This window comes from Pseudomonas sp. KNUC1026 (genome assembly GCF_021650705.1).
GTDB lineage: Bacteria > Pseudomonadota > Gammaproteobacteria > Pseudomonadales > Pseudomonadaceae > Aquipseudomonas.
The window spans coordinates 965847-989493 of the sequence record NZ_CP087138.1; the positions used below are offsets into that span (position 1 = coordinate 965847).

Genomic DNA, 23647 nt, shown 5'->3' on the forward strand with positions numbered 1-23647 from the left:
ATGGGATTTGATGAGTTGAAACTGCAGGTTACCTCACGATTGAAGAACTACACCGTTTACTTCACGCCGGCTGAAGTGCCAGCGGATACCCCGTGGCCCGAACAATGGCAGGGCTTCGGCCTGGTAAAGAACGCAAAAGCCACGCTGCCCGCCGCGTGGAGCCTTTTTTCCGACAGGTTGCCGGCGGTCTGTGAGTGGCTTGAGAAGTGTGTAATCGGAACGGTTCTGGCCATCGGCGAAAAGCCCTACCTCGGGTATGTCTATCTGGAGGAAGGGCAGGTCTACCTTCACTTGGGCGGCGCTCCTTTGGAGAGTGCTGCTGCCGCAAACCGGGCCCAGGTCCCCAGCCTGCTTACCGACTTTTACCTTCATTTGCACAATGGGTTCGGTTTCTACATCGGCATGACCATGGGCCCTTCGCCGGTCGAAGATTTCGTCTGCGTACAAGATCTGTGCGATGAGGAGCTGGATGACCTTCCGCGCCTGGTGAGCTTTTTTTCCAACGGGGCAGGGGACTACATGGCGATGGGCATGAGTTCATCGCGCGAAGTGGGTTATGTGTGGTGGCATGAGAACCCCACGGAGCCAGAAGCCGATATCGACGTTTGGGCTGTGATGAATGCCTGGATGGCGATTTTTCAGGAAAACTGCGACTCCAACGAGATCGAGTTTTCCTGAATGTGGGATTACGAATGATATTGGGAGCGCAGGGATACCCGTGATAACAAAAGAAAATGTGATGGGCGAGTTCGGTGTTTTCGACACCCTGGCGCACAACGTATTCCACGCCACTTTGAGCACTGCCGCCCACCGCTACGATTATTGGCTTGCCTCGCAGGGCTCGCACGCACTGGTTGTAGCCAGCCAGGACATGGCTGATGCCGATACGGCTGTGGCTGTTCTGGAAAGTGCACCGAAGGCGTTGCAGGCCGGTAAACCGAATCTCTTCGAGCTGCGTGCCAACCAGTTTGGTTTCACTCACGTTCTCGCCGTGCCAGGGGATTACCACGGCCACATGAACGGCCATGCCAATCTGAAGCGTGAATCCCTTTTCCTCTGTGTGCCCATCCGGCGATTCGAGTTTTCAGGAGAGGAGTCAGCTGCCGAGTTTCGAATGATGAACGGGCATCTGGTGCCTGTGCTGGACTGGAGCCGGCTGCCCAGCCCCAAAACCATCCTCTATTTCGATAACCCGAAAACCGGTGGCGGTACGGAAGATAGCGTGGTGGTGCGCTATGAGTCGCTGTTGCATGAGATCGAAAACCTGAACGGCGTGGCGGGCGGGTTCATCGAAATCACGAACTACAAAGGCGGCGTGATCGAGTTGCTGTCTCCGGAAGAAGGTGTGTACGAGCTCATTCGCAACCGTGCACACGGAGAGTTTCTAGAACATCCAGCGCTGCTGGCGAGCGTTCAGGCCTTTTTGGCAGGTTGATTTTTCGAGGCACTGCAGGCTTCGTTCATGGATGCGGTTTGGCCAACTTGAGTTGGCCAAACATGGCAGCCATCAGATCCAGCGCATGCCTTCGAAGGGGTTCCAGCTTTTCGAGCCTTTGACGCGCGTCAGGTAGTAGCTGTAGTTGGTGCTCAATGCGTACATCATCGCCATGGCGACGCTGATGCCCATCTGGAGTGCCTGCGCAATCGTGATATTGAAGGTAGCTTCAATGATTACCTCAACGACCCCGATGGCGACGAAGATCCCGATAAAGCTCAGATTCTTGCGCCACATCCCCAGCACGAACAGGTAAATGATGCCGAAGAAAAAGGCGATGATGTTCATCTGAATCAGCCGCTGCTTGTTTCTCGGCAGCGCCTTGAGTGCAGCCTGGTACTCCGCCGATTTCGGCTCACCGTGGGCCTCGAAAAACGCAAAGCGCTCTTTCCATTTTTCATTCAGCGAGCCAGTGGAGGCGAGGGGCTGTTGGGTACTGCTCATGGTCAAACTCCTTGAGGTGGCCCGGGGCAAATGAGGTTTCGCCCGGGAATCCTTGAATTGCGGCTGCCAGGTTCATTCGGCGGCCGGCACGATGATGAGCATGGCGATCATCGCCGGGGTGCCTGCCGTTTTTGAGCGGCAAAGGCACGCACGTTGCGCGCCTGTCGACTGGCGGCTTTCGCAAAAGTTCAGAAGAGGCCCTGCAACAGGGCGTGAAACTGGGCACTGTTCCACACATATTTCTCAATCACCCCTATAGCCTCTTCCAATTTAGTACTCCCGTCCTGCGTCGCTACCCTCATGGTGCTGTTCATATCCATAAAAACCGTGAGGGATTCACCATGAAAATCAGAACCTTATCAAGGTACGCGCTGACCGCGTTGGCCTTGAGCATGCCGTTGGCGCATGCCGTCGCCGATACCTTGACCCGCGATAACGGCGCGCCCGTGGGTGACAACCAGAACTCGCAAACCGCCGGCCCTAACGGCCCCGCACTGCTGCAAGACGTACAACTGCTGCAGAAACTTCAGCGCTTCGACCGCGAGCGCATTCCTGAGCGGGTCGTGCATGCGCGCGGCACCGGGGTAGCACGGCGAGTTCGTCGCGTCGAGCAACATCAGTGAATTGAGCAAGGCCAAAGTCTTCGTGCCCGGCACTCACACGCCGGTGTTCGTGCGGTTCTCTTCGGTGGTGCACGGCAACCATTCGCCCGAAACGCTGCGCGACCCGCGCGGCTTTGCGACCAAGTTCTATACCGCTGACGGCAACTGGGACCTGGTAGGCAACAACTTCCCGACTTTCTTCATCCGCGACGCCATCAAGTTCCCGGACATGGTCCACGCGTTCAAGCCAGACCCACGCACCAACCTGGACAACGACTCGCGACGCTTCGACTTCTTCTCCCATGTGCCGGAAGCAACGCGCACGCTCACCTTGCTGTACTCCAACGAAGGCACACCGGCCGGCTATCGCTTCATGGACGGCAACGGCGTGCACGCCTACAAGTTGGTCAACGCCAAGGGCGAAGTGCATTACGTGAAGTTCCACTGGAAGAGCCTGCAAGGCCTGAAGAACCTGGACCCCGCGCAAGTGGTGCAAACCCAGGGCAAGGACTACTCGCACATGACCCACGACCTGGTGAACGCCATCAACAAAGGCGACTTTCCCAAGTGGGACTTGTACATTCAGGTGCTCAAGCCTGAAGACCTCGCCAAGTTCGACTTCGACCCACTCGACGCCACCAAGATCTGGCCAGACGTTCCTGAGCAGAAGATTGGCCAGATGGTGCTGAACAAGAACGTCGACAACTTCTTCCAGGAAACCGAGCAGGTCGCGATGGCCCCGGCCAATGTGGTGCCAGGCATCGAGCCGTCGGAAGACCGGCTGTTGCAGGGCCGCGTGTTCTCCTACGCCGACACGCAGATGTACCGCCTGGGCGCCAATGGCCTGAGCCTGCCGATCAACCGGCCTGTGGTGGCTGTGAACAACGGCAATCAGGACGGCGCGCTGAACACGGGCCACACCACCACCGGCGTGAACTACGAGCCGAGCCGCTTGAATCCGCGCCCGGCCGATGACAGCGCCCGTTACAGCCAGATGGCCCTGAGCGGCAAGACCCAGCAGGCGAAGATTCAGCGTGAGCAGAACTTCAAGCAGGCCGGTGACCTGTACCGCTCCTACTCGCCGAAAGAGCAGCAGGACCTGATCAACAGCTTCGGCGAGTCGTTGGCCGATACCGACACCGAGAGCAAGAACATCATGCTCTCGTACCTGTACAAGGCCGACCCCGCCTACGGCACAGGCGTTGCCAAAGTGGCCAAGGGTGACCTGGCCAAGGTCAAGCAACTGGCCGCAAGCCTCGAAGACTGACGCGCCCGCTCACCGGCCATGCCGTCGCGGCCGGTGAGCGCTCAGGAGGGAACAGGTGATGCGAACGATCATTTCAGGGCTGGTGGCGGTGTTGCTGGCTAACGCAGCGATAGCCGATCAAGCGCCAGCCGCTGACACCCGGCAGCAACTCCAGGCGATCTACTTCGACGCCGCCCGCCAGGGCAGCACCGAGAAGCTGGGGGCGTTCATCGATGCCCATTACAACCTCGATACCCGTGACGAAAACGGCTACACGGCGCTGATCCTGGCGGCCTATCACGGCCAGCAGGTGGCGGTGGAGCAACTGCTCACGGCAGGCGCCGACCCGTGCAGCAAAGACAAACGCGGCAACACCGCCCTGATGGGCGCGATTTTCAAGGGTGAGCTGACCATCGCCCGGCGGCTACTGAATGCCGACTGTGCGCCGGATGAGCGCAACAATTCAGGGCAGACAGCGGCCATGTACGCGGCGCTGTTTCAGCGCAAGGACATTCTCGATGCGCTTGAGGCGAAGGGGGCCGACATGGATGCCCGTGATTCGATGGGCAACGATGTGCGCTCGTTGGAAAAGGGGCAGTTCAGCCCGCCGCCGGTGAGGTGAGAGCGGCGCTCCCACCCGTAAGCTCCGTAGGAGCGCGGCTGTGCCGCGCGACGCGCAAGCCTTCGGTCAGCCCCACCCCTCGACCATGCCACACCAGAACATCGACTGCCCGCCCACATCGAAGTCGTACTTGCGGATGAACGCCAGCGTCCCATCGGCGTCGATGCGAAACACCGACAACCCCGCCGACACCGTTTCAAGTGCATTGCCCCTGCGCACCACCACTGGCAGGTTGTGCTCCGCCACCAGCATCCGCCCCGAAGGATCGATATGAAAAGTGCGGGGGTGAATGCCGTGGGTGTCGATGTGCTGTTTGAGCGTTGGCTGCCCCGTCTGCGGATCGATCACATAGACGGCAATGCTGTTCTCGCCACCCTTGAACACAGCAGTGCCTTGCACGTCCTCGGTCTGTTCGGCGCGGTTGGCGCAGTACAGGAAGCGGCCGTTGGGGTGGACATGAATGGGGCCTGCCGCCTGGCGTGCCCGGTGTTCCTGCTTTGGGTCGAGTGTGGTCCGGGTGAACAGAAAGTCTGGCTCGACCCGGCCGTTGTCGATCCGCAGCAGGGACACCTGGTTCTGCGTTTCGATGGAGAGGTAAACCCATGGCCGCGTCGGGTGAAAGTCCACATGCCGGGGCCCGAAACCCCGGCCCTGGTCCCGGGTGACCGAATACTCGCTGGAGAGCTGGCCATCGGCATAGCGAAACACCTTCAGTGCCCCAGGCTCCTCCGCATGATCCGGCGTGCCCTCGTTGCCCCGCGTCACCAGAATGGCCAGTTCATTGGAAGGGGCGACGCGAGCCTGATGGGCGTAGATGCCTGCGTCGATGGGCGCGTGCTGCGCCACCTCGCCTTTCAACGTTCCATCCTCGTTGATGGCATACACCCGCAACGCACTGGGCTTACTGAACGCGACCAGGGCGTTTGCCGACGGAATATCGGTGCTCAGATGAATCGGGCGGCTGGGCAGGGGCAGGGCGGCGCCGTGCAACGACAACCCGCCCGTGCGACCGACCTTGATTGCCACCAGGTGATGCGAATTGCCAGCCGCAGCGCCGTTGCCCGGCTGGGTATTGCTGGTGGCCACGTAGAGGTAGCGCCTGGACTGATGCGGCCAAACATACTGCACGCTGTCGGGCAGTTGGATCGCCCCCACTTGCGTCAGCGTCATTGCCTCGGCATCCACTTCGAACTGCATCAACCGCGGGCCGATGTTGGCGTACAGGTAGGTTTTCTTCGCAGGTTGCGCGGGCGCGGCAAAAGCCGAAGCCGGCTTGATCACAGCGGCGGCCAGGCCGCTGGCAATGGCGCTCAACACGGTTCTTCGATTGGGCATGGTGAGCTCCGTCTTATTGGACTTTTTGAAGTTCGGGGCAGGCAGTGGGTTCGTTGCGGGCACGGCGCACCAGCAACCAGGCGAACAGCGTCGACATGCAAAGAAAGCCCGCCATGGCCAGCAAGCCAACGGTGAACGAGCCCGTCAGCTCCTTGAGCCCGCCAACGATCGCAGGCCCGAAAAAGCCGCCGGTTGTGCCGATGGTGTTGATGAAAGCGATGCCGCCGGCAGCGGCGATGCCGGTCAGGAACTGGGTAGGGATGGCCCAGAAGATCCCGCGAGCGGCCGTCACGCCCAGCAACGCGGTGGTGATGCCCAGCAGGGCGATGTCCATGCGGCCCGGCACCAGGGCGATCAAGAAACCGGCAACGGCCAAGGCGCAGCACAGCGTGAGGTTTTGTGCCTTCTTGCCGGAGTGGTCGGCGGCGCGCGCCCACAGGATCATGCCGACACTGGCGATGAAGTAGGGGATCGCCGTGACGGCACCGACCTGCAGATTGGTCAGGCCGTATTCCTTCAGGATCAGCGGCATCCAGATCTGAATGCCGTAGGAGCCCACGGTGAAGCCCAGGTAAATGACCGCGCATACCCACACCCGCACATCCCGCAGCGCCGCCGGGAAGTGGCTCACCGTCCGCTCGCCTTCCTGGGGCTGCAAGCTGCCGATGATCGCGCTTTTCTCTTCTGCGGTGAGCCAGTTCGCCTGCTGCGGTGTGTTGGTCATCACCCCCATCAGCACCGCGCCAACGATCACTGCCGGGGCGCCTTCGATGATGAACAGCCACTGCCAGCCGGCCAGCCCCCACAGGCCATCCATCCCCAGCAACAACCCGCCCAGTGGCCCACCGATCAACGAGGAAACGGGTATCGCCACCAGCAGCCAGGAGAGAATCCGCGCGCGGTACTCGGAGGGAAACCAACTGGACAGGAAAAACGCCACACCGGGAAAGAACCCGGCCTCTGCCACCCCCAGAATGAACCGCAGCACGTAAAAGCTCATCGGGCCGGAGACGGCCGCCATCAGGCAGGCGACCAGGCCCCAGGAGATCATGATGCGCGACAGCCACAGGCGCGCGCCGTAGCGGTACAGCAGCAGGTTCCCGGGGATCTCGAACGCGCAGTAACCAACGAACAGAATCCCCGCACCCCAGCCGAACTGCGCGGCCGACAGGCCGATGTCCCGGTTCATTTGCAGTGCGGCGAAGCCGATGTTGGTGCGGTCGAGGAAGTTGATCATGTAGGCCAGGATCAGGATCGGCAGGAATCGCCAGATCACTTTCTTGAAGGCGCGTTTGCGCAGCGCCTCGGCATCGTTGGGCGCGGCTTCCAGGCCCGGATGTCCAGCTGTCTTGTTCATGGCAGTTACCATCGGTTCATTGTTGTTGTGATCGACAGGGTTGCGCAGTGGCCGGTATCACGCCGGCTGAAGGGGCGCCACCGTCGCCCCTGAAATTCCATGCCGGTTCAGCGCTTCCAGTACCCAGCCTTGAGCCTTGGCGGTTTCCACGAACGCCCGCAGCTCGGCGATGGCCGCCGCGCCTGCTTTTCGCGGTACGCCCATGGCCTGCTGGATGACCATGAACCGCCCTGGCAACAGGCGCAGGCCGGGATGGCGCTGGGCATCGAACATCAGCTGTTGCCTCACGCCAGCGGCGACGTCGGCGCCGCTGGCGAGGAACTGGTCGACCACCCCGGGTGAGGTAGGGCATCGCTCAACGGTGGCATTGGCCAGCGAGCGGCTCAGGTACAGGTCGTAGGCGCTGCCTTTGCCCACCACCACACGTGTGCCGGTAGCGTCCACCTGATCATTGCTCATCAAGGGCGATGCCTCCTTGACCAGGTAGCTGCCCTCGATCAGCACATAGGCTTCGGTGAAGGCGATCTGCTGGGCACGCTCGGGGTCGATGGCGAAGAAGCCGAAGTCGGCCTCGCCTGCGCTGACGGCTGCCACCGACTCACCGGCGCTGGGGAACACTTTCAGTTCCAGAGCCAGGCCCAGCCGTTTGGCGAATTGTATTGCCAGGTCAACCGATACCCCGGCCGCCCGGCCGTTGCCGTCGAGCCTGGCCAGGATCGGGTTGCCGACGTTGATGGAGGCGCGCAGCGTGCCTGTCGGGGCCAGCGCCGCTGCGAGTTCAGGGGAAACAGGCATGGGTCACTCCTTGCCAGCGCGGCTGGCGTAACGGTCGAGCAACGCGTGTGTCGAGGCGTCGAGCGCCAGGCCAGTCTTCAGGTGGCGCCGCATCTTGCCCAGTTCGATCTCGCCCGGGACGATCACCGGCGCCTGCTGATCGATGGCAGGGCTGCCATGCAGGATCGCCGCGAAATCACTCATGCGCTCAGCGAGCCAAGCGGTGCTTCCCAGCCGAGCCGTGTCGATGAGAATGAAGAAGTGGCCCAGGTTCTGTGGCTCATCCGGGGCGTCCACCCAGGACTTCACGTGGGTCAGGTACGCCGCGTTGGACAGCAGGCCGGCGAACAGGTCGACCATCAGCGCCAGCCCGTACCCCTTGTGCCCGCCGATGGGCAGCAAAAAACCATCGAGGGCGGCACGCGGGTCGGTGGTCGGCTTGCCCGCAGCGTCAGTCGCCCAGGTCTCGGGAATCGCTTCACCGCGTTTAAGCGCGTTACGGATCTTGGCGCGGGCGACCACGCTCATCGCCATGTCCAGCATGAAGTGCTGGCCTTCGGGGTGCGGCACGCCGAAGCCCAGCGGGCTGTTGCCCAGCCGCGCGTCGGAGCCTCCGGTCGGTGCGATGGTGGTGGTGGCGTTGCTGCCGATGATGCTGGCGAACCCCTTTTCGGCGGCCAGGTATGAATAGGGCGAGATCGGCCCGAAGTGGTTGCTGCCATTGGCCAGCACCACGCCCACGCCCTGAGCCTTGGCGATGCGCATGGAGGCCTGCAGGGCGCGCATGCCCACCAGCGGCCCCACCGCGTTGTTGCCCTCGATGCGGGCGATCGCTGGCGCGAGCGAGTGCTCCTGCACCTGCGCATCGGGATCGATGCCGCGTGAAGCGAGCCGTTCCCCATACGATTCGATCCGGCTCAGGCCGTGGGTCGTCAAGCCGAACAGCTCGGCGAGCACCAGCACTTCGGCCACCTGCGCAGCCTCATCGCAACCCAACCCAAGGCCGCGAAAGGCGTCTGTGCCGAGCGTGCGCAGCTGGGCTGCCGATAACAACGAGGGCGCTTCGTTTACATTCATCGATCTCACTCCGTTCTTTTTATGGGCACAGGCGGGTGGCCAATTCAGCGATGTCCGCTGTGCACTGCCAGAGTGAAAGCGCTGTGCTTTAATGTAAAACGCAAAAATCAGTGAGACTTTTGAGGTAAACGCATGAATCTGGATCTGGGTGATTTGCGCAGCTTCCTCGCTGTTGCCGACCACGGCTCGTTCAGCGCCGCCGCGCAGGCCATGCACCTGTCGCCCTCGGCGCTGTCGCGGCGGGTCGACAAACTGGAAGCGGCGCTGGGCATCAAGCTATTCGAGCGCACCACCCGGCGCGTGGAGCTTTCCACCGTCGGCCGGGGTTTCGTGCCCCGCGCGCGCAATGTGCTCAATGAGCTTGAAGCGGCATTGATCGGCTTCCAGGACCTCTCGACCCGGCTTTCCGGCGAGGTCACCATCGCCTGCGTGCCGTCGGCGGTGGCCTACTTCCTGCCCGAGGTGATTCGCCAGTACCACGCGCGCTATCCGGGGATCCGCATCCGGGTGATCGACGAATCATCGTCGGTGATCCTCACCGAAGTCGCCCGTGGCGACGCGGACCTCGGGCTGACCTACATCGGCGCGCAGGACGCGGATATCACCTTCGAGCCACTGCTCGAAGAGGCCTTCATCGTTGCGCTGCCGGCCGGGCACGCACTGGCTGAGCGAGCCTCGCTCACCTGGGCAGACCTGGCCCAGCACGACTACATCAGCCTCGCGCAGGGCAGCGGCAACCGTTTTCTGATCGACCAGGCCCTGGCCAATCACCCTGGCCGCCCGCGCTGGTTCTGTGAGGTCAAGCATGTGAACGCCCTGGTGAGCCTGGTGGCGGCGGGCCTGGGTGTCGGGGTGGTGCCCAAGCTTGCGATGCCGAGCCAGGATCACCCGCTGCTGGTGACACGGCCTTTGTCGAACCCGTCGATCAGCCGCACCATTGGGGTGATTTCACGCAGGGGCCGCACCTTGTCGCCGGTGGCCAAGCTGCTGTTCGACATGCTGATGGCGCGACAATCGATGTAGCCGGCCGGCTTATTTCAGGCCGCCCTCTTTGAGCCGCCGATACAGCGTCCGCTCACTGATCCCCAACTGCCGCGCCAGCTCCGCCCGCGACCCGGCAAACCCTTCCAGGGCCTGAACCGGTGCCTGGCCTGGCAGGGCGGCGGGTGCCGCCAGCTGTGGCAGTTGCACGCTGCGGATCACACCGTCATCGGCGAACAGGCTGGCGCGCTCCAGCACGTTACGCAGTTCCCGGATGTTGCCCGGCCACGGGTAGTGCTGCAGCTGCGCCAAGGCCTGGGGGCTCACGGTCAGGCGGCGTTGGCCGATGTCGCCGCGTTGCAGCAGCGAGTTCACCAGCAGGCCGATGTCTTCGCGGCGCTGGCGCAAGGGCGGCAGAGTGATGGGGAAGGCGCTGATGCGGTAGTAGAGGTCCTGGCGGAATTCGCCGCCGGCCATCATCGTTTCCAGCGGTTTGTGGGTGGCGGCGATCAGCCTGAAGTTGGCGTGGCGCGTTTCGATGCCGCCCACGCGGCGGTAGGTGCCGGTTTCGATCAGGCGCAGCAGTTTCACCTGCATGGCCAGCGGCACGTCGCCGATTTCATCGAGGAACAGCGTGCCGCCCTGAGCGGTTTCCACCAGGCCCGGCTTGCGGCTGGTGGCGCCGGTGAAGGCGCCTTTTTCGTGGCCGAACAGTTCGCTTTCGAACAGGGTTTCGGCCAGCCCCGAGCAGTCGACGATCACGAACGGCGCGGTGGCGCGGTCGCTGGTTTCGTGCACGGCGCGGGCGAACAACTCCTTGCCGGTGCCGGACTCGCCCAAAAGCAGCACCGGCAGCCGGGTGGGCGCCACGCGCTGCAGGTCGGCCAGCGCCTGGTTGAAGGCCGGGGAGCTTCCCACCAGCCCTTGGCCGCTGGGGCGGGCCGAGGCGCTGCGCACCTGGGTCAGGCGCTCCACGTAAGCGGTGATCTCGCCGTGCTCGCCCAGCACCGGGCGCAGCTCCACGTCCACATGCTCCGGCCCGCGCGGGGTATGGTGGATGTGCAGCACGCGGTCGGGGGCGCGCAACTCGCGGGCCTTTTTCATCGGGCAGTGTTCGCCGGCCTGGTCGCAGGGCACGTCGTAGTGGTGCGAGATGCGGTAGCACTTGTGCCCCAGAAACGGCTTGCCGTCGCTGCCGAACTGGCGGCGATAGGCGGTGTTGGCGGCGAGGATGTTGTAGTCGGGGTCGAGCACGATCATCGGCTGCGGTTCGTGTTCGAGAAACGACACCAGCGAGCGAACGGTCTCGGGGGCCGGCGGCGGGGTTTCGGCGGGCATGGCGAGTGTTCCTGAGGTGGGGAAAGGGCTGCGCGAAGTCTGGGCGTGCACTGCCATGGCTGTCAAATTGGCAGTGCTATGGCAGTCGAGGCTGCCACATCGAAGCGGGAGGTCAATGAATGCTCTGATAAATCTTCATATAAATCAGTTGGTTAATTGGTTTTTGAGGTGGCGGCCAAGCCTGGCCGGTTTATTGCTCCAGATCAACCACGCTCGCGGCTTGAACAAAGCCCACTGGGAGACATGCAATGAACGCAACGCTTCACGTCGAAGGGTTTTTCGACCCGGCGACCCATAACGTCAGTTACCTGGTGCTGGACACCTCAACCCAGCAGTGTGCCCTGATCGATTCGGTGCTCGACTACGACCCCAGCGCCGGCCGCACTTCCACCGCCTCGGCAGACCGCCTGATCGCGCGGGTGCGCGAGCTTGAGGCCAGCGTGCAGTGGTTGCTGGAAACCCATGTGCATGCCGACCACCTGAGCGCCGCGCCCTACCTCAAAGCACAGCTGGGCGGCCGCACCGGCATCGGCCAGCAGATTTCCACGGTGCAGCAGGTGTTCGGCGAGCTGTTCAACGCAGGGCAGGAGATGGCCCGCGACGGCAGCCAGTTCGACCACCTGTTCACCGACCAGGAGGCCTTCGCCATCGGCAGCCTCAGTTGCACGGCGCTTCACACCCCTGGCCACACGCCGGCCTGCATGACCTACGTGGTGCGCGCCGGCGATCGGACCGCAGCCTTCGTGGGCGACACGCTGTTCATGCCCGATTACGGCACCGCCCGCTGCGACTTCCCAGGTGGCGACGCGAGCACGCTGTTCCGCTCGATCGACAAGGTACTGAGCCTGCCCGCCGACACCTGTCTCTACACCTGCCACGACTACCAACCCGGCGGCCGTGCCGTGCAATTCGCCAGCACCGTGGCCGAGCAGCGTGAGGGCAATGTGCACCTGCGCGGCGGCGTGAGTGAGCAGGCCTTCGTGGCGATGCGCAACCAGCGTGACGCCACCCTCGGCATGCCCACGCTGTTGCTGCCTTCGGTGCAGGTGAACATGCGCGCGGGGCAACTGCCGGAGCCCGAGGCCAATGGCACGCGCTACCTGAAGATCCCGCTCGACGTCGCCTGAGCGCGGCCCCTATCGCTACAGGAGTTCCAACATGAGCAACAACCCTGTCACTGGCGGCATCCGTGTCGCCGAATCGGCCCACACAGTCGTGATCGTTGGCGCGGGCGCGGCGGGCATCGCCACGGCCGCCAGCCTGCTGGCCCGCGAGCCGGGGCTGAACATCGCCCTCATCGACCCTGCCCGCACTCACTATTACCAGCCCGGCTGGACGTTGGTCGGCGCAGGCGTGTTCAAACCGGCCAGCACCGCGCGGGCGATGGCCGAGGCCCTGCCCGAAGGCGTGCACTGGATCGATTCGGCCGTCACAGCCTTCGAGCCTGAGCGCAACGCCGTGATCCTCGAAGGCAACCGCACGGTGACCTACGAGCAACTGATCGTGTGCCCGGGCCTGAAGCTCGATTGGCAGGGGGTCGAAGGCCTCGCCGAGGCCTTGGGCCGCAACGGCGTGACCTCCAATTACCGTTACGACCTGGCGCCCTACACCTGGGAACAGGTGCAGAAATTGCGCGGCGGGCGGGCGATCTTCACCCAGCCGCCGATGCCGATCAAATGCGCCGGGGCGCCGCAAAAGGCCATGTACCTCGCCGCTGACCACTGGCGCCGGGCCGGCGTGCTGGATGATATTCAGATCGAGTTTTACAGTGCCGCGGCGGTGCTGTTCGGGGTAAGCGCCTACGTGCCGGCACTGATGGAGTACGTGCACCAATACGGCATCGGCCTGAATTTCGGCCAGTCGCTGGCAAGCGTCGACGGCCCGGCACGCAAGGCGACCTTCCGCTGCACCCAGGCCGACGGCAGCATGGCGCTCATCACCCGCGAGTTCGACCTGCTGCACGCGGTGCCGCCACAGGTGGCCCCTGATTTTGTCCGCGAAAGCCCCTTGGCCGATGCCGCCGGCTGGGTGGCGGTAGACCCTGCCACGCTCTGCCACACGCAATGGCCCAACGTGCACGCTCTGGGCGATGTCGCCAATACCAGCAACGCCAAGACTGCCGCCGCCGCGCGCAAACAGGCGCCGGTGGTGGCGCACAACGTGCTGGCGGCGCTCGGCAAGCGCCAGGGCCAGGCGCTCTACGACGGCTACGGCTCGTGCCCGCTCACCGTGGAACGCGGCAAGATCGTGCTGGCCGAGTTCACCTACGGCGGTGCGCTCAAGCCCAGCTTCCCGGCCTGGCTGATCGACGGCACCCGGCCGTCGCGGCTGGCCTGGTTGCTCAAGGAGCGGGTACTACCACCGCTTTACTGGCGCGGCATGCTCAGGGGGCACGAATGGCTGGCCAAACCTGCACTGGCGGGCGCATGAGCGCGCATCGGTACGCCGGGAGGCCGCTATGGCCCTGACGGCACTGCTGGGTTTGATCGTCGGTGTGATCCTGGCGCTCACCGGTGCCGGCGGCGGCATCCTTGCCGTGCCGCTGCTGCTGTTCGGGCTGGGGATCAGCGTCGCCGAGGCCGGGCCGATCGGCTTGCTGGCGGTGGGGATGGCGGCAGCGGTGGGGGCGGGTATGGGGCTGCGGGCCGGCACCGTGCGCTACAAGGCCGCGCTGTTGATGGCGGCGGCGGGCATCGTTTGTTCGCCTGCAGGGCTGTGGCTCGCCCATCGCCTGCCGGACCGGCCGTTGACGCTGCTGTTCGCCATGGTGCTGTTTTACGTCGCCACCCGGGTGTGGCGGCGCACCTTGCCGGCCCGCCCCGGCAGGTGCTTCAAGGCGCCGCCCTGCATTCTCGATGCCCAGCGCGGCAAGCTGAACTGGACCGGCCCCTGCGCCTGGGCGCTGGCCCTGGCGGGGCTGGTGGCGGGTGGGTTGTCGGGCCTGCTCGGGGTCGGCGGGGGCTTTGTGATGGTGCCGGCGCTGCAGCGTTACAGCAATTTGAGTGCGCAGTCGGTGTTGGCCACGTCGCTGGCGGTGATCGCGCTGGTGTCGCTGGCGGGAGTGGCCACCAGCTCGCTGGCCGGGCATGTGCAGTGGACCATCGCCGCGCCTTTCTGCGCGGGGGCGCTCGCCGGAATGCTCGCGGGCCAGCAGGTGGCGGCGAGGCTCGCCGGGCCGTACCTGCAACGCGGCTTTGCGGTGGTGTGTGCACTGGTGGCGCTGGGGTTGTTCATCAAGGGGCTGCGGTGATGGTTTGTTCAGGGCAAAACGGAGCGCAGACGTGACGATTGACTGGTTGCATTTCACACCGTGGTCGGCCTTGGCCGGCGGCGTATTGATTGGCCTGGCGGCGAGCCTGTTCGCTGTCGCCAATGGCCGGATCGCGGGCATCAGCGGGCTGCTGGGCAGCCTGTTGCAGCGGGGCGCGGAGGGCAGGCTGGAAAAGGCCCTGTTCCTCATCGGCCTGCTGGTGGCGCCGTTTGCGTGGGCGCTGGTGGCGGCACCTGTTCGGCCGAGCTTTCCGGCAGGCGTAACGGGGCTGGTTGTGGCCGGGTTGCTGGTGGGCCTCGGTACCCGCTATGGCTCGGGCTGCACCAGCGGCCATGGCGTGTGTGGCTTGGCGCGGCTGTCGCGGCGCTCACTGGTGGCCACGGCCTGTTTCATGGCCAGCGCGGGGCTTACCGTTTGGCTGGTGCGCCACGTGTGGGGAGGTTGAGCATGCGCTACGTAACCGCGTTGTTGGCTGGCCTGCTTTTCGGCCTGGGCCTGTTGTTGGCCGGCATGGCCGACCCTGCCAAGGTGCTGGCCTTTCTGGATGTGGTGGGCTCCTGGGACCCTTCACTGGCGCTGGTGATGGCGGGTGCTATCGGCACCGCTCTCGGCCCGATGGCCTGGGCACGGCACCGTCAGTGTTCGCTGCTGGCGCGGCCGATGCAATTGCCGGCCCAGCGCCAGGTGGATGCGCGCCTGGTAGGCGGCAGCCTGGTGTTCGGCGTTGGCTGGGGGATTGCGGGGGTGTGCCCTGGGCCTGCCCTGGTGCTGTTGCCGGGTGGCTATTGGCAGGTGCTGGTGTTCGTGGCGGCGATGTTGGTGGGGATGGCGCTGTTCAGCTTGGCCCAGCGGTGGCAACGCTGAGGCCGCCTCAACACAAAGCATTACTGAATGTAAGAGATTTCATCTTGATGAGAACGCTTCCTATGTAAAAATGCCTGTCATTTACCTGCCCCCCTTCGAGAGGTCTACATGCGTCATTCCGCTCCACGCCGCCTGTTCGGCGCCCTGGCCCTTGCGCTGCTGTCCCATGGCGCAATGGCCGCCACCACCGTCACCGACATCGCCGGCCGCCAGGTGCAGATCCCGGACAAGGTCGACCATGTGCTGCTGGGCGAGGGGCGGATGATCTATGCCGTGGCGGCGCTGGACAAAGCCAACCCGTTCGAGCGCGTGGTCGGCTGGCAGGGCGAGCTCAAGGAAGTGGATGCGCCGGGTTACGCCGCGTTCAAGGCCAAGTTCCCACAGATCGACACCATCCCCACCATCGGCCAGACCTCCGAAGCCAGCGTGAACCCCGAGCGGGTGCTGGACCTGCACCCCGACATCGCGATCTTCGGCGTTGCCGGCCACGGCCCGGGCGTGAAGAACCCGGTGGTCGAGCAATTGCAGCAGGCCGGCGTGCCGGTGCTGTTCATCGACTTTCGCGAGCACCCGATGCAGAACACCGTGCCGAGCATGAAGCTGCTCGGCCAGGCGCTGCACCGCGAGAAAGAGGCCCAGGCCTACATCGACTGGTACCAGCGCCATTTGGCCAAGGTCGAAAGCGTGGTGAGCCAGGTGCCGCAGGCCAAGCGCCCGTCGGTGTTCATCGAGCTGCTGGCCGGCTACGGCAAGGGCGGCGTCGCCTGCTGCCACAGCGCAGGCAAAGGCAACATGGGTGAATTCATCGAAGCCGCCGGCGGCAACAACATCGCCTCGCCGCTGATCCCCGGCCCCATTGGCGACATCAACCTGGAGAAGCTGATTGCGGCCGACCCGCGTTTCTATCTCGCCAGCGGCACGCGTGATGAGGCCAGCACCGAGGCTGGCTTGAAAGTGGGGCAGGGCGTCAGCCAAAGCGCGTCGCGCGCCAGCCTGCAGACCCTGGTGGAGCGGCCCGGCATCAGCAGCCTCACCGCCGTGCGTGAAGGCCGCGTGCACGGACTGTGGCACAACTACTACAACTCGCCTTACAACGTGCTGGCGGTCGAGGCCATGGCCAAGTGGTTCTACCCCGAGCAGATGAAGGACGTGGACCCGGCCAAGAGCTTGCAGGAGCTGGGGCAATTTCTGCCGGTGCAGCCGCAGGGCGCCTACTGGGTGGACCTGAAGCCGTGACCTTGCCGTTCGACCCCGGCGCCGCGCAGGCGCCGGTGCAGGAAGACTACCGCCGCGTGCTGCGCCGCCGTTCGTTGCTGCTGGCGGCCTTTGCGTTGGCCATCGCCGCCTCGCTGTTACTGGACTTCACCCTGGGGCCGTCGGGCATGAGCCTGAGCGAGCTGTGGCAGGCGCTGGTGCACAAGGGCAGCGTCAGCCCCGGCCAGCAGGTGATCGTCTGGGGCATCCGTTTGCCGCAAGCGCTGATGGCGGTGCTGGTGGGCGCGGCGCTGGGGCTGGCGGGGGCGGAGATGCAGACCATCCTCAACAATCCACTGGCCAGCCCCTTCACCTTGGGCGTTTCCCATGCCGCCGCCTTTGGCGCGGCGCTGGCGATCGTGCTCGGCTGGGGGATCCCCGGCGTGCCGGATCAATGGCTGGTGGCAGCCGATGCCTTCGTCTTCGCGCTGCTCTGCACCCTGGCGCTGGACGTGCTGGCGCGGCTGCGCAAGGCCGACACCAACGTGGTGGTGCTGTTTGGCATCGCCCTGGGCTTTACCTTCGGCGCGCTGGTGTCGCTGGTGCAGTTCGTCGCCAGTGAGGACGCTTTGCAGGCGCTGGTGTTCTGGACGCTGGGCAGCCTGGCGCGGGCCGACTGGTTCAAGGTCGGGCTGCTGGCGGCGGCGTTGCTGGTGTGCCTGCCGCTGGCGCTGCGCCGCGCCTGGCAACTCACGGCGCTGCGCCTGGGCGAGGACCGCGCGGCGAGCTTCGGCATCGACGTGAAGCGCTTGCGCATGGGCACTCTGTTGCGGGTGAGCGTGCTCTCGGCGCTGGCGGTCTCGTTCGTCGGCACCATCGGCTTCATCGGCCTGGTGGGGCCGCACATCGCGCGGATGCTGTTCGGTGAAGACCACCGCTTCTACCTGCCGGGCAGCGCACTGGCCGGTGCGTTGATTCTGTCGCTGGCCTCGGTGGTGTCGAAGAACATCCTCCACGGGGTGCTGGTGCCGGTGGGCATCGTCACTTCGCTGGTGGGCGTGCCGTTCTTCCTGTTCATCGTGCTGCGGCGCAAGGGGGTGCAGTGATGGCCTTGGCAGTCGAAGGCTTGAGCGTGCGCTATGGCAAGCGTGCGGTGATCGAGCACCTGAGCGTAGCGGGTATCGAGGCGGGGCAGGTGACGGCGTTGCTGGGGCCCAATGGCAGCGGCAAGTCGACGCTGCTCAAGGCGCTCGCGGGCCTGGCCAAGGCCGACGGCCAGGTGCTGCTGGGTGGCCGCGACATGCTCAGGGCAAGCTTCGCCGAGCGTGCCGAGCAGGTGGTGTACCTGCCGCAAAGCCTGCCGGCCAGCGTGCACCTGCGGGTGTTCGAGTCGCTGCTGGTTGCACGCCGCGCCTCCGGCGGGCGCCAGGCCGATGAAGAAGGCAGCGCCTGGCGCCTGTTGCAGCGGCTGGGTATCGAACACCTGGGCATGCGTTTTCTCGACGAGCTTTCCGGTGGGCAAAAGCAGCTGGTGGGCCTGGCCCAGGCGCTGATCCGCCAGCCGCGCGTGCTGTTGCTGGATGAGCCGCTGTCGGCGCTGGATCTTAACTACCAGTTCCACGTGATGGCGCTGATCGCTGAGGAAACCCGCGAGCGCGGCATGATCACCCTGATCGTGCTGCACGACATCAACATCAGCCTGCGCCATACCGACCGGGTGTTGATGCTCAAGGGCGGTGCGCTGGTGGCCAACGGCGCGCCTGCGCAGGTGATCACCGCGCAGAGCCTGGCCCAGGTCTACGGCGTGCGCGGCCGCGTCGAGCGCTGCTCGCAGGGGCATGCGCAGGTGATGATCGACGGGTTGGTGGCGGGGGTGTGAGCGGTGTTGCCGCCCGTTGCACGTCGCCCGGCAAGCCGGCCTCCCACAATTTGATCTGTGCTGATCCTGAAGAATCCGGCTGATCACAAAGTGGGAGGGCGGCTTGCCGCGCGACACTTGGTCTTACAACCGATACCCGTCCAGGCGACCCAGCACACCACTGGGATCACCCGGCCACACACAATCCCACAGTGGATAGTGGCCCACCTCACGCACCAGCCCGGCTCGTACGGGGTTGGCTACGATGTACCGAGCCACGGGCAGTGCGTCTTTCAGCTGTCGGATGGCCTTGTCGTGATACCCGTCCTGCCACAGGCCTGATGGCCGGCCGGGCATTGCCCTGCAGGCGCGGTTCTTGAGCTTGCGAACCAGTTCGGCCAGTGAGTTCTGGCGTAACGCGACCAGCCAGTGCAGATGGTCCGGCATCAGCACCCAGGCCAAGGTGTCGCTTTCACCAAGAACCTCCGCTTTGCGCATCGCCTGGATCACCGGCTGGCCGCTGCGCCAGTCGAGAAACAACCGTTGCCGCCTACTGGTGACCAGCGTCAGCAGGTAAAGCATGCCGGGGATTGAATCGCGGTGGGCGCGCAGGCGGCGCGAGCCGGTGGGCTGGTTCATGGTTGCCTTCCTTGGCAGATGACTGGATGCCTGAGAGTAGGATGTCGCGCGGCAAGCCGCCCCCCCACCGGTGCTTGGCGTGATTGCCAAACATGACCGACGCAGATCACCCCATGGGAGGGGACGCACCAAGCGCCAAGCCACCCAGGATATGTCACTATCCCCACCCTCCAAACCAACCCAAAGCCCCAACCATGTCCCGCGCCGAACGCCTGCTCGAACTCCTTCAATGCCTGCGCCGCCACCGCTACCCGGTCAGCGGCCAGGCCCTGGCCGAAGAGCTGGACGTGAGCCTGCGCTCGCTGTACCGCGACATCGCCAGCCTGCGCGCCCAGGGCGCGCAGATCGACGGCGCGGCAGGGCTGGGCTACGTACTGCGCCCAGGCTTCGAGCTGCCACCGCTGATGTTCAGCAGCGGCGAGTTGGAGGCCTTGATGCTGGGCATCCGCTGGGTCACCCGCAGCACCGACCCGGTCCATGCCCAGGACGCCCGCAACGCTCTGGCGCGGATCCGCGCCGTGTTGCCCGCCGGGCTGCGCCACGAGCTCGACAGCTGCACCCTGTTGATCGGCCCGCCGGTGGGTGGCAAGCGCAAGGGCAGCGAGCACTTGCCGGTGTTGCGCGAGGCGATCCGCAACCAGCGCAAGGTGCTGATCACCTATCAGGATGAGTCCGGCCGAGAAACCGAGCGCCTGCTCTGGCCCTTCGCGCTGGGTTACATGGAGCAGGCGCGCATGCTCATTGCCTGGTGCGAGCTGCGCCAGGCGACGCGGCACTTTCGTGCCGACCGGTTGCTGGCAGTCGAGCCGCAGGCGAACAGCTATCCCATGGCCCGCCAGCAATTGCTCAATGAATGGGCGCGCGAGCAGGGCATCGAACTGGAACCGCCTGCTGCCGAAAACTGACAGCGGCGCCGTGCAAGCTACCTGAACTGGCCGGCCAGCCCGCCGCGAACCGCGCGCCGGGGCCGCCAGCTTCAAGGAGCCTGCAATGAACCTGCCCAACCTCAACGTGTTCTACGTCGACGACATCCAGCGCAGCACCGCGCTCTACCGCAGCATCCTCGAATTGGAACCTGTTGAAGCCTCGCCCGGCTTCGTGCGGTTCATCCTGCCCAGCGGCCTGAAGATCGGCCTGTGGCATCGCCCGGCCGCAAGCCCGGCGGTGCAGGGCAGTGGCGGCAGCGAGCTGGGCTTCACGGTCGAGAACCGCGCGGCGGTGCAGCACGTCCACCAGCAGTGGCAGGCGCTGGGGTTGCGCATCGTGCAACCGCCCAGCGAGGTGGATTTCGGCTACACCGTGTGCGCGTTCGACCCGGATGGGCATTGCCTGAGGGCGTATTGCGTAGAGGATGCCGCCTAACGCCCCAGGCAACGAATCCCATCCTCCAGCCCCGCCAGTGTCATCGGGAACATCCGCTCCTGAATCAGCTCCCGCACCAGCGCGTTGGAGGTGCTGTATTGCCAGGCGTCGGTGGGGTAAGGGTTCAGCCAGATCAGCTTGCTGAAGTGCGCCGCCAGCCGCTTGAGCCACACCGCGCCGGCTTCTTCGTTCCAGTGTTCGACGCTGCCGCCGGCCTGGGTGATCTCGTACGGCGCCATGGCGGCATCGCCGACGAACACCACTTTGTAGTCCGAGCCGTAGGTGTGCAGCAGGTCGAAGGTGCTGATGCCTTCGCTGTGCCGGCGCAGGTTGTGCTTCCACAGGGTTTCATATGGGCAGTTGTGGAAATAGAAATGCTCGAAGTGCTTGAACTCGCTGCGGCAGGCTGAAAACAGCTCCTCGCAGATCCGCACGTGCGCGTCCATCGAGCCGCCGATGTCCAGCAGCAACAACAGCTTGATGGTGTTACGCCGCTCGGGGCGCAACTGGATGTTGAGCAGGCCGCCGTCGCGCGCGGTGCTTTCGATGGTGCCGCCCAGGTCCAGCTCCTCGGCGGCGCCCTGGCGGGCGAACTTGCGCAGGCGGCGCAATGCCAGCTTGATGTTGCGTGTGCCCAGCTCGACCTGGTCGTCGAGGTCGCGGTACTGGCGCTGGTCCCATACTTTCACCGCCTTGCCCTTGCGCTCACCGGCATCGCCCACGCGAATGCCTTCGGGGTGGTAGCCGCCTGAGCCGAACGGGCTGGTGCCACCGGTGCCGATCCATTTGTTGCCGCCGGCATGGCGGCCTTTCTGCTCTTCCAGCCGTTGGCGGAAGGCTTCTATCAACTTGTCGAGCCCGCCTAGGCCTTGCAGCTGTGCGCGCTCTTCGGCGCTGAGCGAGCGTTCGAAGGTCTTGCGCAGCCAATCGTCGGGGATGGCGCCTTCGAGGGCATCGGCCACTGCCTGCAGGCCGCTGAAATAGGCGCTGAAGGTACGGTCGAAGGTGTCGAAGTGGCGCTCGTCCTTGATCAACAGCGCACGCGAGAGGAAATAGAACGCGTCCATGTCCATCTCGGCCAGGTTGCGTTCGAGCGCGCCGTGCAGGTCGAGCCATTCGCGGATCGACACCGGCACGCCGTTGCCCCGCAGGGCGCTGAAGAAATCGAGCAACATGCCAGCGCCCCCGTCAGCGGCCGGCGCGCCGGCTCATGAAGGCCAGGCGTTCGAGCAGTTGAACGTCCTGTTCGTTTTTCACCAGCGCCCCGGCCAGCGGCGGGATGGCCTTGGTCGGGTTGCGCTCGCGCAGCACGCTGTCACCGATGTCGTCGGCCATCAGCAGCTTGAGCCAGTCGACCAGCTCGGAGGTGGAAGGCTTTTTCTTCAGGCCCGGCACCTTGCGCAGGTCGAAGAACACTTCCAGCGCCTCGCTCACCAGGGCTTCGCGGATGCCGGGGTAGTGCACCTCGACGATGCGCTGCAAGGTCGCGCGGTCGGGGAAGGTGATGTAGTGGAAGAAGCAGCGGCGCAGGAAGGCATCCGGCAGCTCTTTCTCGTTGTTGGAGGTGATGATGATGATCGGCCGGTAGCGCGCGCGGATGGTCTCGTCGGTTTCGTAGACGTAGAACTCCATACGATCCAGTTCCTGGAGCAGGTCGTTGGGGAATTCGATGTCGGCCTTGTCGATTTCATCGATCAGCAGCACCACCCGCTCATCGGCCTCGAAGGCCTCCCAGAGCTTGCCCTTCTTCAGGTAGTTGCGCACCTCCTGCACCCGGTCTACGCCCAGTTGCGAATCGCGCAGGCGGCTCACCGCGTCGTATTCGTACAAGCCCTGCTGGGCTTTGGTGGTGGACTTGACGTGCCAGGTGATCAGCCGGCAGCCCATCGACTCGGCCAGTTCTTCGGCGAGCAGCGTCTTGCCGGTGCCCGGCTCGCCTTTGACCAGCAGCGGCCGCTGCAGCGTGATCGCCGCGTTGACCGCCAGTTTCAGGTCGTCACTGGCCACATAGCGGTCGGTGCCTTCGAATTTCATGGGGCTGCCTCGTGCGCAAAAGAACCGATCATAGCGCCGCCTCGCGCTCAAGGCGAAGGCGGCGATTTTTCGTAGCGTGCGTTGAAGGCTTGAATGAAACCGTTACGCAGGATTTCAAGAAACGCCTGGAAGGCACCCACGTTCTGCTGATGCACATTGCCCGAAAGCGGCACGCGCGTAGCGAACTGATTGCGCTGCTGGTTCTTCAGCACTGTTTCGGAGGCGCCGACCACTGCTTCCCAGACCGAGCGGAAGATGCTCTTGTTCTTGTTCTCCACGTCCTGCTGCCAGTTGAAGACGTCCACGTCGCGCAAAAGGGGCTTGATGTAACCGTTGACCTGGCCTTTGTTGGCCTCGGCCTCGATGACGACGTCGCCGTTGCCGGAGTTGAAGTCGAATTTGCCATAGGCGCTGGCGAAGTCATTGAGCCGGCGCAGTTCGATGCCGGTTACGCGCAGGCGGAATTCGAAATCCTCGAAGTTGTTCAGCGGGTCGAACGTGGCCTTGGTATCGAGCGGCGCTTCGCCGAACAGCTTTGCCTTGCCCTCGAAGCGGGCATCCCGCGTGCCTTCGGGGTTTTCGATATTGGTGAGGTTGTAGAGGCTGGCATTGACCTGCTCGGCCTTGAGGTCCACCGGTGGCTTGGAATTGAAGTTGCGGAAGGTCACGGTGCCGTCATTCACCCGAACTTCGTTGAGAGTGAAAGGCGCGATTTTTTCCAGTTGCTGGCGCCAGTCGGTGCCGGAGCCGGTCTGGCTGGCCTGTTTGTTGCCCGTGCCACCGTCGACGAAGTTCAGTTCCGGTTTCTCGAAGGTCACCTCAGCGACCACCGCATGCTTGTGCCACAAGGCGCCCCAGCTCACCGCCAGGTCGATGCCCGGCGCGTCGAGCAGCGGCACCGGCACCTTGCCATCGCGCTTGGTGATGTTCAGCCCCTCGATCCGGTACGCACCGCGCCACAGCGCCAGCTCCACCCGCTCGACGTGCCCGGAGTATTCGCCCATGTCGGCCAGCTTGCGGTTCAGGTAGTCGCGCACCAGCGACGGCAGTGCCAGGTGCAGCACCAACAGCAGGGCGGCCAGGCCCAGCACAATCCACAGTGGCCAGCGATAGCGGCGTTTCATCGGGCATTTCTCGGGGCGGTGAATCAGTGG

At 64.5% G+C, this 23647-nt stretch carries 24 protein-coding genes and 1 pseudogene; 15 read left to right on the forward strand and 10 right to left on the reverse strand.

Annotated elements, in window-relative coordinates; translation table 11 throughout:
* Both LN139_RS04195 and LN139_RS04200 read left to right on the forward strand, forming a co-directional pair.
* On the forward strand, positions 1 to 678 hold the full coding sequence (locus LN139_RS04195; protein ID WP_236358908.1) for a hypothetical protein: 678 nt from the start codon (positions 1 to 3) through the stop codon (positions 676 to 678).
* Positions 679 to 739: 61 nt separating this feature from the next.
* Positions 740 to 1435 carry a hypothetical protein gene (locus LN139_RS04200; RefSeq protein ID WP_236358909.1) on the forward strand — a complete coding sequence of 232 codons (696 nt, stop codon included), beginning with the start codon at positions 740 to 742 and terminating at the stop codon, positions 1433 to 1435.
* Positions 1436 to 1507: 72 nt separating this feature from the next.
* Here LN139_RS04200 and LN139_RS04205 read toward each other — a convergent pair whose 3' ends face one another.
* A complete protein-coding gene (locus LN139_RS04205) occupies positions 1508 to 1939 on the reverse strand; it encodes a DUF2628 domain-containing protein (RefSeq protein WP_236358910.1) in 432 nt (143 codons plus the stop codon).
* 341 nt (positions 1940 to 2280) lie between these two features.
* Between LN139_RS04205 and katB the strand changes: the two are divergent.
* Both katB and LN139_RS04215 read left to right on the forward strand, forming a co-directional pair.
* Positions 2281 to 3808, forward strand: a pseudogene (gene katB / locus LN139_RS04210) (catalase KatB).
* A 58-nt stretch (positions 3809 to 3866) separates the two neighbouring features.
* A complete protein-coding gene (locus tag LN139_RS04215; protein ID WP_236358911.1) occupies positions 3867 to 4409 on the forward strand; it encodes an ankyrin repeat domain-containing protein in 543 nt (180 codons plus the stop codon).
* Between the two features lie 66 nt (positions 4410 to 4475).
* On the opposite strand, the gene LN139_RS04220 is transcribed toward LN139_RS04215, so the two are convergent.
* From LN139_RS04220 to LN139_RS04235, 4 genes are read right to left on the reverse strand one after another with little or no spacing between them, the layout of a single operon-like run.
* Positions 4476 to 5744, reverse strand: a complete 1269-nt coding sequence (locus LN139_RS04220) for a lactonase family protein (protein ID WP_236358912.1) — start codon at positions 5742 to 5744, stop codon at positions 4476 to 4478.
* Positions 5745 to 5757: 13 nt separating this feature from the next.
* Complete coding sequence (locus LN139_RS04225; protein WP_236358913.1) at positions 5758 to 7101, reverse strand: MFS transporter; 1344 nt, start codon at positions 7099 to 7101, stop codon at positions 5758 to 5760.
* A 57-nt stretch (positions 7102 to 7158) separates the two neighbouring features.
* The gene (locus tag LN139_RS04230) at positions 7159 to 7896 is read right to left on the reverse strand and encodes a transporter substrate-binding domain-containing protein (protein ID WP_236358914.1); all 738 of its coding nucleotides are present in this window, start codon (positions 7894 to 7896) and stop codon (positions 7159 to 7161) included.
* A gap of 3 nt (positions 7897 to 7899) precedes the next feature.
* Positions 7900 to 8952 carry an Ldh family oxidoreductase gene (locus tag LN139_RS04235; protein WP_236358915.1) on the reverse strand — a complete coding sequence of 351 codons (1053 nt, stop codon included), beginning with the start codon at positions 8950 to 8952 and terminating at the stop codon, positions 7900 to 7902.
* A 132-nt stretch (positions 8953 to 9084) separates the two neighbouring features.
* Between LN139_RS04235 and LN139_RS04240 the strand changes: the two genes are divergently transcribed.
* Positions 9085 to 9975 carry a LysR family transcriptional regulator gene (locus LN139_RS04240; protein ID WP_236358916.1) on the forward strand — a complete coding sequence of 297 codons (891 nt, stop codon included), beginning with the start codon at positions 9085 to 9087 and terminating at the stop codon, positions 9973 to 9975.
* Between the two features lie 9 nt (positions 9976 to 9984).
* On the opposite strand, the gene LN139_RS04245 is transcribed toward LN139_RS04240, so the two are convergent.
* Entirely contained in the window at positions 9985 to 11271 is a 1287-nt protein-coding gene (locus tag LN139_RS04245) for a sigma-54 interaction domain-containing protein (protein WP_236358917.1), read from the reverse strand.
* A gap of 248 nt (positions 11272 to 11519) precedes the next feature.
* On the opposite strand from LN139_RS04245, the gene LN139_RS04250 reads away from it, so the two are divergent.
* The 8 genes from LN139_RS04250 (at position 11520) to LN139_RS04285 (ending at position 18479) form a co-directional block, all read left to right on the forward strand.
* On the forward strand, positions 11520 to 12398 hold the full coding sequence (locus LN139_RS04250; RefSeq protein WP_236358918.1) for an MBL fold metallo-hydrolase: 879 nt from the start codon (positions 11520 to 11522) through the stop codon (positions 12396 to 12398).
* A 31-nt stretch (positions 12399 to 12429) separates the two neighbouring features.
* Positions 12430 to 13701 carry an NAD(P)/FAD-dependent oxidoreductase gene (locus tag LN139_RS04255; protein WP_236358919.1) on the forward strand — a complete coding sequence of 424 codons (1272 nt, stop codon included), beginning with the start codon at positions 12430 to 12432 and terminating at the stop codon, positions 13699 to 13701.
* 28 nt (positions 13702 to 13729) lie between these two features.
* Positions 13730 to 14521: a sulfite exporter TauE/SafE family protein gene (locus LN139_RS04260; protein ID WP_236358920.1), complete on the forward strand. Its 792-nt coding sequence runs from the start codon at positions 13730 to 13732 to the stop codon at positions 14519 to 14521.
* A gap of 31 nt (positions 14522 to 14552) precedes the next feature.
* Positions 14553 to 14987, forward strand: coding sequence for a YeeE/YedE family protein (locus tag LN139_RS04265; protein ID WP_236358921.1), 435 nt, complete (start codon positions 14553 to 14555; stop codon positions 14985 to 14987).
* A 2-nt stretch (positions 14988 to 14989) separates the two neighbouring features.
* The gene (locus LN139_RS04270) at positions 14990 to 15406 is read left to right on the forward strand and encodes a DUF6691 family protein (protein ID WP_236358922.1); all 417 of its coding nucleotides are present in this window, start codon (positions 14990 to 14992) and stop codon (positions 15404 to 15406) included.
* Between the two features lie 108 nt (positions 15407 to 15514).
* Complete coding sequence (locus LN139_RS04275) at positions 15515 to 16642, forward strand: ABC transporter substrate-binding protein (protein ID WP_236358923.1); 1128 nt, start codon at positions 15515 to 15517, stop codon at positions 16640 to 16642.
* Positions 16639 to 17706, forward strand: a complete 1068-nt coding sequence (locus LN139_RS04280; RefSeq protein WP_442964379.1) for a FecCD family ABC transporter permease — start codon at positions 16639 to 16641, stop codon at positions 17704 to 17706. The genes LN139_RS04275 and LN139_RS04280 overlap by 4 nt, the downstream gene beginning before the upstream one ends.
* On the forward strand, positions 17706 to 18479 hold the full coding sequence (locus tag LN139_RS04285; RefSeq protein WP_236358924.1) for an ABC transporter ATP-binding protein: 774 nt from the start codon (positions 17706 to 17708) through the stop codon (positions 18477 to 18479). Before LN139_RS04280 ends, LN139_RS04285 begins: the two co-directional genes overlap by 1 nt.
* A 123-nt stretch (positions 18480 to 18602) precedes the next feature.
* On the opposite strand, the gene LN139_RS04290 is transcribed toward LN139_RS04285, so the two are convergent.
* Positions 18603 to 19097, reverse strand: coding sequence for an REP-associated tyrosine transposase (locus tag LN139_RS04290; protein ID WP_236358925.1), 495 nt, complete (start codon positions 19095 to 19097; stop codon positions 18603 to 18605).
* A gap of 194 nt (positions 19098 to 19291) precedes the next feature.
* On the opposite strand from LN139_RS04290, the gene LN139_RS04295 reads away from it, so the two are divergent.
* Complete coding sequence (locus LN139_RS04295) at positions 19292 to 20002, forward strand: helix-turn-helix transcriptional regulator (protein ID WP_236358926.1); 711 nt, start codon at positions 19292 to 19294, stop codon at positions 20000 to 20002.
* An 85-nt stretch (positions 20003 to 20087) separates the two neighbouring features.
* On the forward strand, positions 20088 to 20459 hold the full coding sequence (locus LN139_RS04300) for a VOC family protein (protein ID WP_236358927.1): 372 nt from the start codon (positions 20088 to 20090) through the stop codon (positions 20457 to 20459).
* Here the strand turns inward: LN139_RS04300 and LN139_RS04305 are convergent.
* The 3 genes from LN139_RS04305 to LN139_RS04315 are packed head-to-tail and all read right to left on the reverse strand — an operon-like array spanning position 20456 to position 23617.
* A complete protein-coding gene (locus tag LN139_RS04305) occupies positions 20456 to 21634 on the reverse strand; it encodes a vWA domain-containing protein (RefSeq protein WP_236358928.1) in 1179 nt (392 codons plus the stop codon). The two genes, LN139_RS04300 and LN139_RS04305, sit on opposite strands and share 4 nt — an antisense overlap.
* 13 nt (positions 21635 to 21647) lie before the next feature.
* Complete coding sequence (locus LN139_RS04310) at positions 21648 to 22493, reverse strand: AAA family ATPase (RefSeq protein WP_236358929.1); 846 nt, start codon at positions 22491 to 22493, stop codon at positions 21648 to 21650.
* 47 nt (positions 22494 to 22540) lie between these two features.
* Complete coding sequence (locus tag LN139_RS04315; protein WP_236358930.1) at positions 22541 to 23617, reverse strand: DUF748 domain-containing protein; 1077 nt, start codon at positions 23615 to 23617, stop codon at positions 22541 to 22543.
* Positions 23618 to 23647: the final 30 nt, after the last annotated feature.